Source organism: Paraburkholderia sp., assembly GCF_047605525.1.
Taxonomy (GTDB): domain Bacteria; phylum Pseudomonadota; class Gammaproteobacteria; order Burkholderiales; family Burkholderiaceae; genus Paraburkholderia.
In genome coordinates this window covers 18057-33608 of record NZ_JASGFN010000002.1, presented here as the reverse complement: position 1 = coordinate 33608, position 15552 = coordinate 18057, and the positions used below count along the sequence as shown (strand labels likewise).

15 protein-coding genes and 2 pseudogenes are annotated in these 15552 nt (G+C 64.2%); 11 read left to right on the top strand and 6 right to left on the bottom strand.

Annotation, left to right across the window (positions count from 1 at the left end):
- Positions 1-105: 105 nt before the first annotated feature.
- Positions 106-315, top strand: a pseudogene (locus QM685_RS02505) (DUF4863 family protein); the annotation flags it as partial.
- A 17-nt stretch (positions 316-332) separates the two neighbouring features.
- On the opposite strand, the gene QM685_RS02500 reads toward QM685_RS02505, so the two are convergent.
- Positions 333-1055 carry a transporter substrate-binding domain-containing protein gene (locus QM685_RS02500; RefSeq protein WP_415112390.1) on the bottom strand — a complete coding sequence of 241 codons (723 nt, stop codon included), beginning with the start codon at positions 1053-1055 and terminating at the stop codon, positions 333-335.
- A 222-nt stretch (positions 1056-1277) separates the two neighbouring features.
- Here QM685_RS02500 and QM685_RS02495 point away from each other — a divergent pair, with 222 nt between their 5' ends.
- Positions 1278-1820: a DUF488 family protein gene (locus tag QM685_RS02495; RefSeq protein WP_415113088.1), complete on the top strand. Its 543-nt coding sequence runs from the start codon at positions 1278-1280 to the stop codon at positions 1818-1820.
- A gap of 45 nt (positions 1821-1865) precedes the next feature.
- On the top strand, positions 1866-2480 hold the full coding sequence (locus QM685_RS02490; protein WP_415112389.1) for a uracil-DNA glycosylase family protein: 615 nt from the start codon (positions 1866-1868) through the stop codon (positions 2478-2480).
- A gap of 12 nt (positions 2481-2492) precedes the next feature.
- Here QM685_RS02490 and QM685_RS02485 read toward each other — a convergent pair whose 3' ends face one another.
- Complete coding sequence (locus QM685_RS02485) at positions 2493-3386, bottom strand: LysR family transcriptional regulator (protein ID WP_415112387.1); 894 nt, start codon at positions 3384-3386, stop codon at positions 2493-2495.
- A gap of 100 nt (positions 3387-3486) precedes the next feature.
- Between QM685_RS02485 and QM685_RS02480 the strand changes: the two genes are divergently transcribed.
- From QM685_RS02480 to QM685_RS02460, 5 genes are all read left to right on the top strand, one after another.
- Positions 3487-4470, top strand: coding sequence for an aldo/keto reductase (locus QM685_RS02480; protein WP_415112385.1), 984 nt, complete (start codon positions 3487-3489; stop codon positions 4468-4470).
- A 341-nt stretch (positions 4471-4811) separates the two neighbouring features.
- Positions 4812-5933 (top strand): FAD-dependent monooxygenase, encoded by a 1122-nt coding sequence (locus QM685_RS02475; RefSeq protein ID WP_415112383.1) that lies wholly within the window; start codon positions 4812-4814, stop codon positions 5931-5933.
- A 45-nt stretch (positions 5934-5978) separates the two neighbouring features.
- Complete coding sequence (locus tag QM685_RS02470) at positions 5979-6740, top strand: IclR family transcriptional regulator (RefSeq protein WP_415112381.1); 762 nt, start codon at positions 5979-5981, stop codon at positions 6738-6740.
- A 355-nt stretch (positions 6741-7095) separates the two neighbouring features.
- Positions 7096-8079 (top strand): NAD-dependent epimerase/dehydratase family protein, encoded by a 984-nt coding sequence (locus QM685_RS02465; RefSeq protein ID WP_415112379.1) that lies wholly within the window; start codon positions 7096-7098, stop codon positions 8077-8079.
- Positions 8080-8286: 207 nt separating this feature from the next.
- Complete coding sequence (locus QM685_RS02460; RefSeq protein ID WP_415112377.1) at positions 8287-9624, top strand: MFS transporter; 1338 nt, start codon at positions 8287-8289, stop codon at positions 9622-9624.
- A 73-nt stretch (positions 9625-9697) separates the two neighbouring features.
- Here QM685_RS02460 and QM685_RS02455 read toward each other — a convergent pair whose 3' ends face one another.
- From QM685_RS02455 to QM685_RS02445, 3 genes are read right to left on the bottom strand one after another with little or no spacing between them, the layout of a single operon-like run.
- Positions 9698-11002, bottom strand: a complete 1305-nt coding sequence (locus tag QM685_RS02455; protein WP_415112375.1) for a cation:proton antiporter — start codon at positions 11000-11002, stop codon at positions 9698-9700.
- A gap of 35 nt (positions 11003-11037) precedes the next feature.
- Positions 11038-11205: a hypothetical protein gene (locus QM685_RS02450; protein WP_415112373.1), complete on the bottom strand. Its 168-nt coding sequence runs from the start codon at positions 11203-11205 to the stop codon at positions 11038-11040.
- Between the two features lie 38 nt (positions 11206-11243).
- Entirely contained in the window at positions 11244-12563 is a 1320-nt protein-coding gene (locus tag QM685_RS02445) for a phosphatidylserine decarboxylase family protein (RefSeq protein WP_415112371.1), read from the bottom strand.
- Between the two features lie 255 nt (positions 12564-12818).
- On the opposite strand from QM685_RS02445, the gene QM685_RS02440 reads away from it, so the two are divergent.
- Positions 12819-13721, top strand: coding sequence for a glycosyltransferase family 2 protein (locus QM685_RS02440; protein WP_415112369.1), 903 nt, complete (start codon positions 12819-12821; stop codon positions 13719-13721).
- 94 nt (positions 13722-13815) lie between these two features.
- On the opposite strand, the pseudogene QM685_RS02435 reads toward QM685_RS02440, so the two are convergent.
- Positions 13816-13920 (bottom strand): annotated as a pseudogene (locus QM685_RS02435) (MgtC/SapB family protein); the annotation flags it as partial.
- 154 nt (positions 13921-14074) lie between these two features.
- On the opposite strand from QM685_RS02435, the gene QM685_RS02430 reads away from it, so the two are divergent.
- Both QM685_RS02430 and QM685_RS02425 read left to right on the top strand, forming a co-directional pair.
- The gene (locus QM685_RS02430; RefSeq protein WP_415112367.1) at positions 14075-14575 is read left to right on the top strand and encodes an SET domain-containing protein; all 501 of its coding nucleotides are present in this window, start codon (positions 14075-14077) and stop codon (positions 14573-14575) included.
- Between the two features lie 7 nt (positions 14576-14582).
- Positions 14583-15473 (top strand): PIG-L deacetylase family protein, encoded by an 891-nt coding sequence (locus QM685_RS02425; protein WP_415112365.1) that lies wholly within the window; start codon positions 14583-14585, stop codon positions 15471-15473.
- Positions 15474-15552 lie beyond the last annotated feature (79 nt).

The following is a 15552-nucleotide window of genomic DNA, read 5'->3' as shown; positions in this document are numbered from 1 at the left end:
CAACGGGACTCAGAACAAATGGTTCATTCCGATCTGGAAACCCGTTTGATTCATATTTCCCGGCGACGAAGAATCGTTATAGACGAATACGCGGCCGGGCTTTCAATGGAAGCCACAAGCAGCAAAGATCAACTCGTCGCGCACTCTCTGCCGTTTCTCGAAGAAGTCGAGCAATGGTTGAATTCCAGATATGGTGTAGAGAGCGAGCAATACAGGAATCTCGCCCGACTGATCAGGCTCGGCGCGAAAGAGGGTTGGGCGGCCGACATCGAAATCGCAGGCCCGGGATATCTGCGCGCACCTACGCGCTCGCCAACAGAATGACCCGAAGACTACCGGGCGCCGCCGATCACGCCGTCGATCTCCGTCTCCGTGAGACCATACCTTGCCATGCGGGCGCGATGGTCCGCGGAACCGAGGTACTGGCCAAGCTGCGCATTGACCGCCCGCAGAAGACGCTGATTGCTCTTGCTGAACGAGAACGCGCCGACAGGCGCCCTCCTCTCGTTGGCCCGTGGGTGCGCCACCGCTTCCAGCTCCGCATTCGCGCCGGCAAGAACACGGTTGCCGACCGCCGTGCTCGCATAAGCGTCGATCTTTCCGTCGAGCAGCGCGGCGACCGCGTCGGGCTGGTTTTTGAACACCACGATCTGGCTATCGCCGACACCCGCCGACCTCGCGGAGTCAATCTGCACCTGTCCGGCAACGAGTCCTAGCCGCGCGTCACCGCGCGCCGCCACGGCCGCGTAGCTCGTGAGCGCTTTCGGATTGCCGCGCTGAAGCAGAAATCCGTCGCCTATCGCCCAGACCGGCGCGCTGAACGCAACGCGCTCTGCACGCCCGGGTGTCACGAAGATCGGCACGTTCATGTCCCAGCGCCCTTCCTGCACGCCGGGCAGCAATTCGTCGAACGCGATCAAATGATGTTCGATACCAGACACGCCGATCGCGCGCAGCACCACTTCGGCCAGTTCGATGTCCGCGCCCGTCACCGAATGATCTTCGCGAGTCCAGTAGAAAGGCGGTTCGTCGATATAGGCGATTCTCACTTTCATCGTTACCTCGGCGTATTTAAGAATGAATGCATGGCTCTGTGCTATGGCTCGAATCACCGGAGCGCTTCGATTCGCGCGTGCTGTTCAATCGGGCGATCGAGCATAGCATTTGCTTCGCAACCGCCGACGTGTTCTCCACAAGCCGGCGCTTTCGCAATTGACCGCGGCGCGCACCCGTTGTAAACCTGACGTCATCGTCGCCCCCATACCGACGAGGTCATGATGAAACGCCCTTTTTTCACGATCGGTCACTCGACGCGCCCGTTGCAGGAATTCATCGATCTGCTGAAAGGCTCGGAGATCGAAGTACTCGCGGACGTGCGCAGCATTCCGCGCTCGCGCACCAATCCGCAGTTCAATCGCGACACGCTACCGGCGGCGCTCGCGCCGGCGCATATCGACTACGTGCATCTCGCGGCCCTGGGCGGACGCCGCGGCACGCGCAAGAACGAGGCGCCGTCGCCCAACACGTACTGGACGCATCCGGCCTTTCGCAATTACGCGGACTATGCAATGAGCGACGCGTTCCGCGACGGACTGGCGCAGCTTCTCGCGCTCGGTCATCGGCAGCGCTGCGCGATCATGTGCTCGGAAGCGGTCTGGTGGCGTTGCCACCGGCGTATCATCACGGACTATCTGCTGATGCACCACGAAACCGTGCTGCACATCATGGACGCGCATCACACCCCCACCGCCACGATGACACCGGGGGCGCAACCTCAACCCGACGGCACGCTGATCTATCCGGCTCGAGCGGCGAACTGAGCCGGCCTGCGGCACGGCTGCCCGTCTGTCATATCGCACCACTGTATGGCTGTAACCACCAAACGTGCGGCGAAACCCGCAACGCTCGAACTCCTGCTACGCGACATTCGCGCCTGCACGCTGTGCTCGCCGATGCTGCCGCATCCGCCACGCCCCGTGCTGGCAGCATCTGAACAGGCACGCATTCTGGTCATCGGCCAGGCGCCGGGCGCGCGGGTGCATGCATCGGGAGTGCCATGGAGCGACGCGAGTGGCGCGCGCCTGCGCACATGGCTCGGCGTCGACGACGCCACCTTTTACGACGCGTCGAAATTCGCGATCGTGCCGATGGCCTTCTGCTTTCCGGGCCGAGGCGCGAGCGGAGATCTGCCGCCGCGCCCGGAGTGCGCGAGCCGCTGGCATCGCGAGTTGCTTGCGCATATGCGCTCGATCCGGCTGACGCTGCTGATCGGACAGTACGCGCAACGGTTCGGACTCGGCGATGCGTTCGGGCCGACGTCGACCGATACGCTCGTGCGATGGCGCGAGTTCGGGCCGGCGGTCGTGCCGCTGCCGCATCCGTCGCCACGCAATGTCGCGTGGTTCAAGCGCAATCCGTGGTTCGAGGGTGAGGTGTTGCCGGTGTTGCGCGAGCGGGTGGCGGTGGCGTTGGGGAGGTGACGATGAAACGGACTACACCGACTGACGCAATGCATCGGCGAACACGGCAAACGCGGGAGTCGGCTGGCGGCGGCTCGGGTAGTACAGGTGATAACCGGGAAAGAACGGACACCAGTCGAGCAACACACGAATCAGCTCGCCGTTCGCGATGTGCTCCAGAACACGACTCTCGGGAACGAAGGCCAGGCCCACCCCCGCGAGCGCGGCTCTCATGGCCATCGTCGCGGTATTGAACACGAGCTGGCCTTCGACGCGCGCCTTGAGCGCATGCCCTGCCTTCTCGAACTCCCACGCATAAATGCCGCCGGCCGTCGGCAAGCGGATGTTGATGCAGTTATGCGCAGTGAGATCCCGCGGAGTCCGGGGCTTCGCGCGCCGCCTGAAGTAGCCGGGCGTGCCGACGACGGCCATGCGCATATCGGGTCCGATGCGCACCGCGACCATATCTTTCGCGACCTGCTCACCGAGGCGCACGCCTGCATCGAGCCGCTGGGCGACGATGTCCGTCAGGCCGTTATCCACGAAAACTTCTATCGCGATGTCCGGATAGTCGGGCAGAAGACGTTCGATGACCGGCCAGAGAATCGTCTCGGCGGCGTGTTCTCCGGCCGCGATGCGCACGGTGCCCGCGGGTTTGTCGCGCAACGCGGTAAGCGCCGCCAGTTCGGCCTCGACTTCCTCGAGCCGGAGCCCTACCGTCCGGATCAGCCGCTCGCCCGCCTCCGTGGGCGCCACCTTGCGCGTCGTCCGCATCAGAAGCCGGAGCCCCAGCCTCGCTTCCAGGTTGCGCACGGTCTGGCTCAGCGCGGATTGGGACACGCCGAGCTTCGCGGCGGCCTTCGTGAAACTGCCTTCGCGGGCGATGGACAGAAAAGCCATGATGTCCGATAGATCAGAGCGCGCCATTCATTAGCCTGTCTTATGTCTTCATGCGGATTTTAGCTCTTAATTGCATGACGGGACGCTGATAGATTGCAGTGACGGACGCTCAATGAAGGAGAAATCGATGCACAAGCGCGTACTTGGAAAAAGCGGGCTGGAAGTTTCCGCCCTCGGACTCGGCTGCATGGGGTTGAGCTACGGTTACGGCCCGGCCACCGGGAAGCAGGCGGCCATCACGTTGATCCGCACCGCGTTCGAGCGCGGCGTCACGTTCTTCGACACCGCCGAAGCCTATGCGCAGGGCGCGAACGAAACGCTGTTGGGCGAAGCGCTCGAACCGTTTCGCGATCAGGTCGTGATCGCGACGAAATTCGGCTTCGAAGGCGGCGACGTGCAAAAAGGCCTGAACAGCAGGCCGGAGAACATCCGCGCGGTCACGGACGCCGCCTTGAAGCGGCTGCGAAGCGACCATATCGATCTGCTCTATCAGCACCGCGTCGATCCCGGCGTGTCCATCGAAGACGTTGCGGGGACCGTCAAGGATTTGATCCAGCAGGGCAAGGTCAGGCATTTCGGTCTATCGGAAGCCGGCGCGGAGTCGATTCGCCGTGCGCATGCGGTGCAGCCGGTGGCGGCGCTGCAAAGCGAGTATTCGCTATGGTGGCGCGAACCCGAGAACGCGATCCTGCCGCTGCTGGAAGAGCTGGGGATTGGCTTCGTGCCTTTCAGCCCGCTCGGCAAGGGCTTTCTGACAGGCGCAATCAACGAAACCACCCGCTTCGACGAAAGCGACTTCCGCAACGTCGTGCCGCGCTTCTCGGAAGAGAACCGCAAGTCCAATCGGGAGCTCGTCGATGTGCTGGCGCAGATCGCATCGCAACGGAAAGCGACGCCCGCGCAGATCGCGCTCGCGTGGCTGCTCGCGCGCAAACCGTGGATCGCGCCGATTCCCGGGACCACGAAGCTGCATCGGCTCGAAGAGAACATCGGCGGCGCGTCCATTGAACTCAGCGCAGACGATCTGCGCGAGATCGAAGCTGCGTTGTCGAAGATTACGGTTCGGGGCGATCGATATCCCGCGCACTTGCAGGCGCGGGTCGGGAAATAACGTTTGAGTCACAATGATCGAACCACGGGTGCCCGCACCGCAGGTGTGAAGGTACGCATCACTCGCCAGCGTATGGTCGGAAGATCGCCCGACACAGTGATGCGGACATAGCAACCGGCGTAACGTCCGGCCGCCCGTGGCATTCCGTTCGACGGCCGCTGAAATCAGCGGCCGTATTCGTTTCTGACGCCCGGGAAACTCTCTCGCCCGCCCCCGCGCAACCACACATAAACAAGAGTCCAGTAAAAAACGTTGCATTCCCCACCAAACCTCGCCACAATCGCATCTGTTCAAATTAATATCACTATGTTCATTTATGAACACATAGGAAGGAGAGACAGATGCTGAAGATCGGAATCAATGGAGGGGGTATCGGCGGACTCGCCGCGGCGATTGCACTGCACAAGCAGGGGCACGACGTGGTCGTGTTCGAGCAGGCTGAACGTTTCGGGCGAGTCGGCGCGGACATCAACCTGACGCCGAACGCGGTGCGCGCGCTCGACGGCCTCGGTATCGGCGCGACGCTGCGCGAAACCGCCGCGCGTCCGTCGGCGCGCATCAGCCGCATGTGGGATACCGGCGAGGTGACGTCGCATCTGCCGATGTCGGATGAAGCCGAGATCAAGTACGGCGCCCCGCAATTGACGATGCACCGCGCGGACGTGATCGCCGCGCTCGAAGGCGCGATGCCCGCCGGCGCGTTGCGGCTCGGCCAGCGCGTGACGAAACTCGCGCAGGAACAGGACGCGGCGACCCTGACGCTCGCCGACGGCAGCGAGCAGCGCTTCGATCTCGTGATCGGCGCGGACGGCATCCATTCCGGCGTGCGCGAGTTCATCCTCGGCCCCGACGCGCCGCAGTTCACGGGCATCGTGTCGTATCGCGCGGTGGTGCCCGCCACGCGTCTCGCGGGGATCGAAACCGGCGCCTTCGTCAAATGGTGGGGCCCGACGCCGGAATCGCAGATCGTCACGTTCCCGCTGAACCGCGGCCGCGACGTGTTCATCTTCGCGACGACCGCGCAGACCGACTGGACTCACGAATCGTGGACCACGCCCGGCGACCCCGACGCACTGCGCGACGCGTACCGGCACTTCCATGCCGACGCGAAGACGCTGCTGGCCGCCTGCGATACCGTGCTCGCCTCGGCGCTGTACGTGCGGGATCCGCTGCCGCAATGGAGTCGCGGCAACTTCACGCTGCTCGGCGACGCCTGCCATCCGATGATGCCGTTCATGGCCCAGGGCGCTGGCATGGCGATCGAAGACGCGGTCGTGCTGTCGCGCGCGCTCGCCGGCGCGTCCGGCGCGACGCTCGGCGCCGCGCTCGCGCGCTACGAACAGGCGCGCCGCGAACGCACCGCGCGTATCCAGATCGGCTCGCGCGGCAACAACTGGCTCAAGGAAGGCGGCAACGCCGACTGGGTCTACGGCTACGATGCGTGGACCGTTGCTGTGGCATGATCCGGGTCCTCTACTCCGCTCCTCGCCCTGCTCTTCGTCCATCGCATGTCTGACAGCTCCGAACGCACAACCGAATCCTCGAACACCGTCGAACGTTCGTTCCGGCTATTGCGCTTCATTGCCGAAGGCGGACAAACGAAGAACGTGAGCGAGGCGGCAAGGCAGCTCGGCGTGAATCGCATCACGCTGATGCGTCTGATCGCATCGCTCGAAGCGCTGGGATTGATCGTCGACGGGCCGGCCGGGCATCGCCTCGGCTTGCCGTTTCTGACGCTCGCTTCCGCGGCGCTGGGATCGTCGGATCTGATCGCGCATGCGCGCGCGGTGCTGCCGGAGCTGGCGGCCTCGACGCGCATGTCGGCCTATCTGGTCATGCGTGAAGACGCGGAAATCGTCTACTCGCTGGCCGAAATGCCGGACACGCCGCTCGTCAGTCAGATACGCGCCGGCAGCCGGCTGCCGGCTTATCGCGCGACGCCCGGACTCGCAATGCTCGCGCTGCTCGACGACGCGGAAATCGAGCGCATGTGCACGAGCGTCTGGTCGGAACCCGACGCACCCTCGTTCAAAACGCTTTCGAAGCGTCTCGCGCAGATACGCGCGGACGGTTGCGCGTGGAGCCACTCGGGGCTCGAAGCGGGCATCGATTCATGCGCGGCGCCGATCGTCGACGCCGCGGGCAACGCGGTAGCGGCACTCAGTATCGCCGGTCCGTCGCGCATGTTCGCCGACCGGCCGGAGCATGACGAAGCGTTGGCGTTGCCGGTCAAACGCGCCGCCACGCAAATTTCGAAACTATTGGCGTAGCGTCTCCTAATACTGGCCGAATCGCCCTGCGGCCACGGAAAGTGAATATTGGCGTCCGCCACGCCAGGCCAGGCAAACGCTGCCGGTCGCAAAAGCGCGGCGCGGCATCGGCTCGCGCCCCTCACGCACCTCGTCGAATTCCCACTCGCATCCCAAATCACCGTATTCACGCCGCGGACGTCCTGGCTTCGCAGCCGGGCACTCTCTTTCCAAGCATCTTTATAACCGACCAATAAATTTATAAGATTTAAGTTAATTTGTATTGACGCAGGAAATTTGCACTCGTATCGTTGCGTCCAATCAGGCAGACGCTGAACGAGGCGCGCTGCCATCCGGCGATAGAGAGGAGAGCAGGATGACTGTGCTGATTACGGGCGCGGGGATGATCGGCAGGCTAACGGCCGCCCGATTGCGGGCGCGGGGCGAAAACGTGCTGCTGGCCGACATCGCGCCGGGTCCGGCCGCGCAGGCGGACGGGCTGGAGGTGGTGTCGTGCGACGTCACCGACCTGACGAGGCTCGATCAACTGGTGGCCGACCACGGCGTCGTATCGATCGTGCACACGGCGGCGTTGCTGTCCACCGCGATTCGCCGCGATCCGCTCGCCGGCATCCGGGTCAACACGATGGGAACGGCCAACGTTCTCGAGATTGCGCGGCGGCGCAAGCTCGCGCGCGTCGTGATCGCCAGTTCGACGACGGTGACGTATTCGGCGTTCGCATCGCTGCCCGCCACGCCGATCCCCGAGGATTTCCCGTATCGGATCGTCAGCGAACGTCCCGCGAGCATTTACGCGGCCACCAAGATTGCCGGCGAACACCTGGCGCTCGCGTATGCGTCGCTCTACGATCTCGACGTCGTGGTGCTGCGCTACGCAGCGGTGCTCGGCGCGGGGCCGGAGGCCGCGACGAGCGTACCGGGCAAGCTGCTGGGCTGCCTGCTTCGGGCCGGACAAAGCGGGATCGCGGCTCGTCTCGACGATCCGGTTCTGACGTGGAACGGCCGCGAGGAATTTGTCGACGCGCGCGATTGCGCCGCCGCCAACGTCGCGGCGCTCCATGCGCCGGCGCCGGCGCAACGGGTCTACCACATCGCCACGGGCCGGTGGTTTTCGCTCGACGAGTTCATCGACGTGGTACGCGAGCGCTATCCATCGCTGGATATTGCGGAGCTCAAATTGCCCGCGGGCGGCTTCGCTGCGTTCCCGCATGTTCGTCCGGCACCTTCGGATGCCGGCGCGGCACAGCGCGAACTCGGATTTACCACTCGTTACTCGCTTGCCGATACGGTCGCCCATTTCGCGGAATCGCTGCAAACCGCATCGCGGCAATCCGCGTGATTCGAATGCATAGACCGTACGTTGCCTACGCCGCGAGCCCGGGCGAATCTTCGGCGCGTCACTGACACCGCAAACCCGGCCAGAACCCGCACGGCGAACTCCTGACGGAAAACCCGGCAGAAGTTCGACGTCTGCCTTCCTATTCAATGTTCGAGGATCATCGTGAAAGAACCGGACGCCATGGCACCCTCCGCTGGGGCCGCTTATATGAACGACAACCTTCCCGCGCGTAAAACACCTGATATCGCGCTGGACGACGACGCGGAAAAGAAACTCATCGGCAGGATCACCTGGCGGCTCGTGCCGCTGATCTTCGTCGCGTGGTTCATCAACTATCTCGATCGCGCGAATATCGGTTTCGCGGCTTTGCAGATGAATCAGGAACTCGGCATGGGACCGGAAATGTTCGGGTTCGCGGCCGGCATCTTCTATCTCGGCTATATCCTGTTCGAAGTGCCCAGCAACATGCTGATGCACCGGTTCGGCGCCAGTACCTGGCTCGCGCGGATCATGTTCACGTGGGGTCTGGTATCGGTCGGCATGGCTTTCGTACAGACGCCACAGCAGCTTTATGCCGCGCGTCTTCTTCTCGGCATCGTCGAAGCCGGGTTCTTTCCTTCGGTGCTGTATTACCTCGCACTGTGGTTTCCGGCCAAACATCTCGGCAAGGCGATCAGTCAGGTCTATTCGGCGAACATCGTGTCGCTCATCGTCGGCTCGCCCATTTCCGCCTTGATCATTACGCACTTCCATGAGAAAGGCGGCTTTTCCGGCTGGCGCTGGATGATGATCGTCGAGGGCGCGCCCGCGATCGCGCTCGGCATCATCGCGTTCTTCTACATGGTCAACCGGCCTTCGGAAGCCCGCTGGCTGAATCACGAGGAACGCAACTGGCTCGTCGGCACGATGGCCGGCGAACAGGCAGCGGCGGCGGCCAACGGAAGCGCCACGTTCAAGAAGGCGATGACGGCGCCGATAGTCTGGCTGATGGGCGGTTTGTACTGCTGCATAGGGATCGGCTTCTTCGGCGTATCGACGTGGCTGCCGCAGGTGATCAAGCAGCTCACCGATCTGTCGATCATCGAAATCGGCCTCGTGAGTGCGATTCCATTCATTCTCGGCGCGATTGCGATGATCGCCAACGCCAAACATTCCGACCGGACGATGGAGCGCCGCTGGCATCTGACCACCGCCCTCGCCATAGGCGCGGCCGGTCTCGCGGCAAGCGGGCTGACTTCCTCGATGCCGTTCGTGTCGTTCCTGTTCATTTGCATTGCGGCGGGCGGCATCGTCGGCTCGCTGAGCGTGTTCTGGACGATTCCTCCGACGTTCCTGGCCGGCGCCGGCGCGGCGGGCGGCATGGCGCTGATCAATGCAATCAGCGGACTGGCGGGCTTCTTCGCACCGTGGCTCGTCGGTGTCGCGCGAGCCAGAACGGCCGACTTCACCTTGGCGCTCTACGGTCTCGCGCTCAGCGTCGCGATCGCCGCCCTGCTTGCCGCACTACTGCCTTATTCGAAAGTTCGGGTGGCGCGCGCCGATTGAGAATACCCGAACCGATTCAGCCTGGATCGCGCGGATCGGTCGTCTGCTGCAACCGGTGCGCTATCGCACCGGGTCAGCGTCGCCGATCGAAATACCGCCGCAACAGATAGTTCGCGGTCGAGCCATGCAGCAGCACGGACAACACGATCGCATCGAGCACGGCGGGCAATAGCGGCGCTATCGCACCGCGCGCGTGTTGCAGGCCGAACATCAGATAATAGAAAGCGCCGACGCCGCGAATTCCCATCCACGCGATCAGATGGCGTTGACTGCCGTCGATGCGCGCGCCCGCCATCGCGACCACGACGGACAGCGGTCGCGCGACGAAGAACAGAAACATCGCGGGCAATACCGCGCGAACGTCGAGCATGTCGCGCCAATGCGCGGACACGACGCAGCCGATGATCAGCATCAGCGACAACTCCGCGATCCGCTCCATTTCGAGCGTGAAGCCCATCATCGATTCGGCGAGGTACGCGTGCGCTTTTTCCGGATCTTTGGCGATCTCCGCCCGCTCGCCGCGTTCTACGTCCTCCAGTACTTCCACGGGGTTTCTGTCGCCTGTCGCGCGCAATTCCTCGTGACGCAGCGCGACGCCCGCGACGAACACCGCGATGAATGCATATGCGTGCAGCAGCAGCGCGGCCCCATAGGACGTCGACATCAGGCCGAGCGCGAGAAAGCCGTCGAGGCCGAGCGCTTCACCATAGCGGGTGCGCAGAAAAAAGATCGCGCGCGCGAACACGATCGCGAATACGCCGCCGATCACCAGCGCGCTCGCAATACCCCACGCGACCGAGCCCGCGAAATGTACCGCGCCGCCGGCGCCGGACAGGTCCGCGCCCGCCAGCGTCAACCCGAGCACCGCGAACGGATAGGCGGCCCCATCGTTCAATCCGCCTTCGCCGGACAGCGCAAAGCGAACGGGTTCGTCGTCGCCGGCCTGGGTGACGCGCAATTCGTTGGCGAGCACCGGATCGGTCGGCGCAAGCGCGGCCGCGAGAAACAGCGCCGCGCCGTCCGCGCGGCCCGTCAGCAGCGCCATGAAGCCGAACATCAGCGCGACCGTCACGAGCATCGCGGGACCGCCCAGACGCAGCGGCAGCAGCCACAGCGGATTGCGCAGCCGCACGCGCAGATGCATGCCGATCGAAAACAGCGAGACGACGAGGCCGACTTCCGCGAGCATCGCCAGCAATGCGTCGTTGCCGACCAGATCGACGCCGACGAGCCCGAACGCCGCGGGCCCGATCGCCACGCCGACCAGCAGATAGACCATCGCGCCGGTCAGCGGCAACCGGCGAATCGACCCGCGCGCGATGGCCATGAACGTCAGCAGCGCGCCGATCAGCAGGAACCAGACCGGTTCGTCCTTCATGTCGGGCACTCACGCAATTCGCTGGGCAACGGTAATCATTTGCGGCTCACCAGCAGACCCGCATAGAACCGCCCATCCGCACTGCGCCGCGCGGTGACGAAAATCGAAAAGTCATCGTGCGATGCCGCCGCGGGCGGCGAGTACCGCGTCAATTTCAGTTTTCTTCTCGACATCTTTTTCCCTGCCTGCGACTTGCCGGGCATATTCGCGCGGCTGCGTAAATGAATTCGCGGGCGCGCCGTTATCGCCGGGCCGCGCCTCGGTCTGCTTTAGCCGCTGACACCTTTGCAATAGCCGCATTCACCTTGACCGGCGACTTGCCGTCGAACGGCGGTTCCACCATGAAGCTGTCGATCACGCCGGGCTCGAAAATCAGGCAAAAGGTCGAACCGCCGTACTGGAAGAAGCCGAGCTCGTCGCCCTTGCGGACGTGCTGACCGGGCAGTGCCTCGATGATGCACGACGACACGTCCGCCATACCGACGAACACGCAGCCGACCTTCCCCACCGCCGGATCGTCGCAGTCGATCACGATCACCGCCCGCGCCGCGAGCGCCGTGATATAACCCTGCGAATCGTTCAGCCCGCTCGGGTCCTCGCCTTCGCTGTCGGCGTTCGAATAGTAGCTGCCGTCCACCGCATAGGCTTGCGCAATGACGCCGCTGACCGGCGCATGCCAGCGGTGATAATTGAACGCGCTGAGAAAGGCCTGATAGATCGAACCGCCTTCGAAGCATCGCGCCAATTCGCGTTGGCGCGACGTGAGCATATCCACGAGCGAATACGGCTGCGACTTGATCCAGAACGTGTCCTCCAGTTCGACGTCGTGCTGGACGCTGTACGGCGAAGCCTCGCAGGCGCTGACGATCAGCTTGTCGTCGTTCGGCCCGGCGACGGGCCGCGCGCCCGCGCGAAAGCGCCGCGTGAAGAAGTCGTTCCACGACGCAAAGCCCCCATACGGTTCGTCGGGATCGCAAATGAATTGCGCGAGGCCGATCCGTTTGTCGGCTTCCGGAGAAAACCAGCCATCGGGCGGCGCGGTATTCAGATGTTCGCGCGAATGGGGACCGCTCAGGAAGCCGCACCAGCAGTTCAGCACGTGCTTGAGTTGCGCGTTGAGCGCCGGGTCGCGAAACAGCGCGTAGCCTGACGGCATGCACATCGGCCAATCGAGTACCGCGTTCAGTGGGCAATGAATCAGATCGGATTCGCTGAACGGCGGCGCGTAGGTCATCAGGTAATCGACGATCGTCATCAGTTCGTCGATCGACGCATAGCCGAGTACATAGCCCGCCTCTTGCGCCTGCGTAATCGCCCGCGTCATGTCCATGCGCAGCACGGGGTCGCCCTGCACCAGCGCCGCGAGTTCCTCGACCGCGCGCGTGCGCGGCGCCGTGCTCGCCCGCTCGCGTGCTTTCGCGGCGAGCGCCATCCGGTAACGTGCCAGATGCGCTTCCTCGCCCGGCAGCCATTCTCCGAGCCGGTGCCGTTGTTTGGTGACCTGTCCCTGGCGGACTTCGACGGTGCGGTTATGACCGGGTGGGCTGGATGGGGTGCTCATGGCAATTAGAGAGTGACAGTCGCTGAACTGCGAAGCGAGCAAGCGATGTACCAGACCGCGGCCGCGCTTCACGATCCTCCGACGGAACGAGGTTACTCACTGCGGGAGACGCGCGGCACGCGCATCAATGCTTTTGCGACGCGCAATACCGGTCGCCGCTGGACGCGGATGCGCTGAACACCGCGCGGCAAGCATCGTGTAAGGCACGACGCTTGCTGTTTCCTGCTGCCATTTCATTCTCGACCGACGCCCAGTATGGAAAAAGAAGCCGTCTATCCGCACCCGCGTATTTCCGTCGTCGTTCTTACGTATAACCGCGCGGACGAATTGTGCGCGACGCTGGAACGACTGCTGGCGCTGCCCGAGAAGCCGCCCATTTTCGTCGCCGATAACGGCTCGACCGACGACACGGTCGCGCGCATCAAGGCAAGGTATCCGACAGTACGCGTCGTCGAATGCGGCGACAACCTCGGTGCCGCGGGCCGCAACCTCGGTGCCGCCTGTGCCGACACCGAATATGTCGCGTTCTGCGACGACGACACCTGGTGGGCGCCCGGCTCGCTCGAACGCGCGGTGCAGTTGCTCGACGCATGGCCGAACGCCGGCGTGCTGAATGCACGCGTCGTCGTCGGTGAAAGCGATGCGACGGATCCGACCTGCAATGCGATGCGCGCGAGTACGCTCGGTGGCGACGGCTTGCCCGGCCCCGCGCTGACCGGCTACATGGCGGGCGCGTGCGTGTTTCGCGCCGCGTTGTTCCGGGCAGTCGGCGGCTATGCGCCGCGTCTTTTCATCGGCGGCGAAGAACTCGTTGCGCTCGACGTGCTGACGTTCGGCCAGGCGATCGTCTACTGCGAGCAGTTGACGGTGCATCATCATCCGTCGCGGGCGCGCGACAGCGGTTTGCGGCGCCGCCTGCTGGCGCGCAACGCCGCGTGGGTCGCGTGGCTGCGTTTGCCGTGGCGGGAAGCGTTTCGCGCGACGTGGCGCGCGCTCGAGCTATTCGCCGAAGAACGTACGCTGGCACGCGACGGAATCGATCTGCTGCGCGGGCTCGCGTGGTCATGGCGGTGGCGCCGGGTCGCGCCGCCGCGCGTGCTGTTTCGCTTGCGCGCGAGTTGCCCGGTTGGGAAGGTTGGGAACCGTGTACGTCACTGAGCGATGGGCTGTTGCTCGCGGCACGCTATTTACGAGCGCGGCTGGCAGCGAGCGAGGAGATGCCGCCGCATGCGGGCCGCGGAGCCGTATCCGCGATCAGGCAGGCACCGACGCTCACGAGCATGTGCGTGCGCAAGCCCGCAGCCCGGCCCGGTCTCTCGCACCCGCAGCCGATCATGCTACGCAGCGGCGCGGCCATGAGCACCGTGCACTCACAACAGGAGGCTAGTATCGGGAAAGGTGCAACGGATACGCCGTGTTCGAGGCTGATCTAATGCAACACTGTTGCGATAATCCCCGCCAGCAACGATATACTGCTGCCAGGATCACAACACATCAGCCCGCTTTCCCTCATGCCCCGACGAATCCAGGTCCGGCGCAGTCCTATCCACGGCAACGGTGTCTTTGCCCTCATCGACATTCCTCGCGGTACACGCATCATCGAGTACAAGGGCGCGCGGATCACCCACGCCACGGTACTGCGCCAGCATCCGGCCGATCCCGAAAATCCGTTTCACACGTTCCTGTTTGCCCTGAGCAACGGTCGCTACTGCATCGATGCGGGCAACGGTGACAATGCGGCCCGCTGGATCAATCACCGCTGCGCCCCCAACTGCGAAGCGGTCGAGGAACACGACCGTCAGGGTGTCGTGCGCGTGTACCTCTACGCGAAACGGGGGATCCGCACCGGCGAGGAACTGAGCTTCGACTACCGTCTCCAGCTCGATCACGCTGCCACGGACGAACACCGCCGCAATTACCTGTGCCGCTGCCGTTCGTGGAACTGCCGTCGTACGATGCTGGCTCCGATCGCGCCTGGCAGTCCCTTCATCCTGCACGGATCTTCCCGATGAACCGGCCATGAATTCCGCCATCCCTGGACAGCAAGGCATTGCGGCCTACGTCGAATCCTTCAGTACGCTGGTGCGTGACCCGATCCCGCTTTCTGACGTTGCCCGAACCGTTCCGGCAGCGAGGCCCGCGGACCGGACACGCCCGCTCGCCCTGATCGTCTCGCCGCATCCCGACGACGAATGCCTGACCGGCGGACTCGCGTTGCGGCTGCAGCGGGAGGCAGGCTTCGAGGTGCTGAACATTGCCGCGACGCTCGGCAGCAATGTCGCCCGCCGTGGGGCGCGCTGGAACGAGCTGTGCCGCGCCTGCGCCCGGCTCGGCTTCGCGCTCCTCGACCCGGCATTCGACGATTGCGGCCCCGTCACCCCGGCGCGACGCGAGACGGACTGGCAAGGCTGGAGCCGGGACGTCAACCGTCTCGTCGCATTGCTCGACGGATATCGGCCTCGAATCGTCTTCTGCCCGCATGAACGCGATGGCTCGGCCACGCATATCGGTGTGCACTGGCTCGTGCGCGACGCGCTGCAGCGTTATTCCCGTGCCGTCTGGCTGGCGCAGACCGAATTCTGGGGCACGCTCGAACGACCCAATGTGCTTGTCGAACTGGGTAATGCCGACGTGGTCACGCTGATCGAGGCGCTCACCTGCCATCGCGGCGAAATCGCCCGCAATCCCTATCACCTCCGGCTGCTCTCCTGGCTTTCGGATAGCGTCCGCCGGGGCGGTGAAACGGTATTCGGCGCTGGAACACAGCCGCCCGGATTTGCGTTCGGGTCGCTCTACCGGTTCGAATGTTGGACGGGAGGCCGCCGCACCGCGGTCTGCCGTTCGATGGCGGTTGGCGCGCAAGACGACCTGCAGCAGTTGTTCGACGAAGCGCCACCGACCGCAGCCTGATTGCAGGCATCCCGTCCACCCGGCCTTTGCCGCCCCATTGGCGGGACGATGTATGATTTCGCTGTCAGCCCGCCTCCCG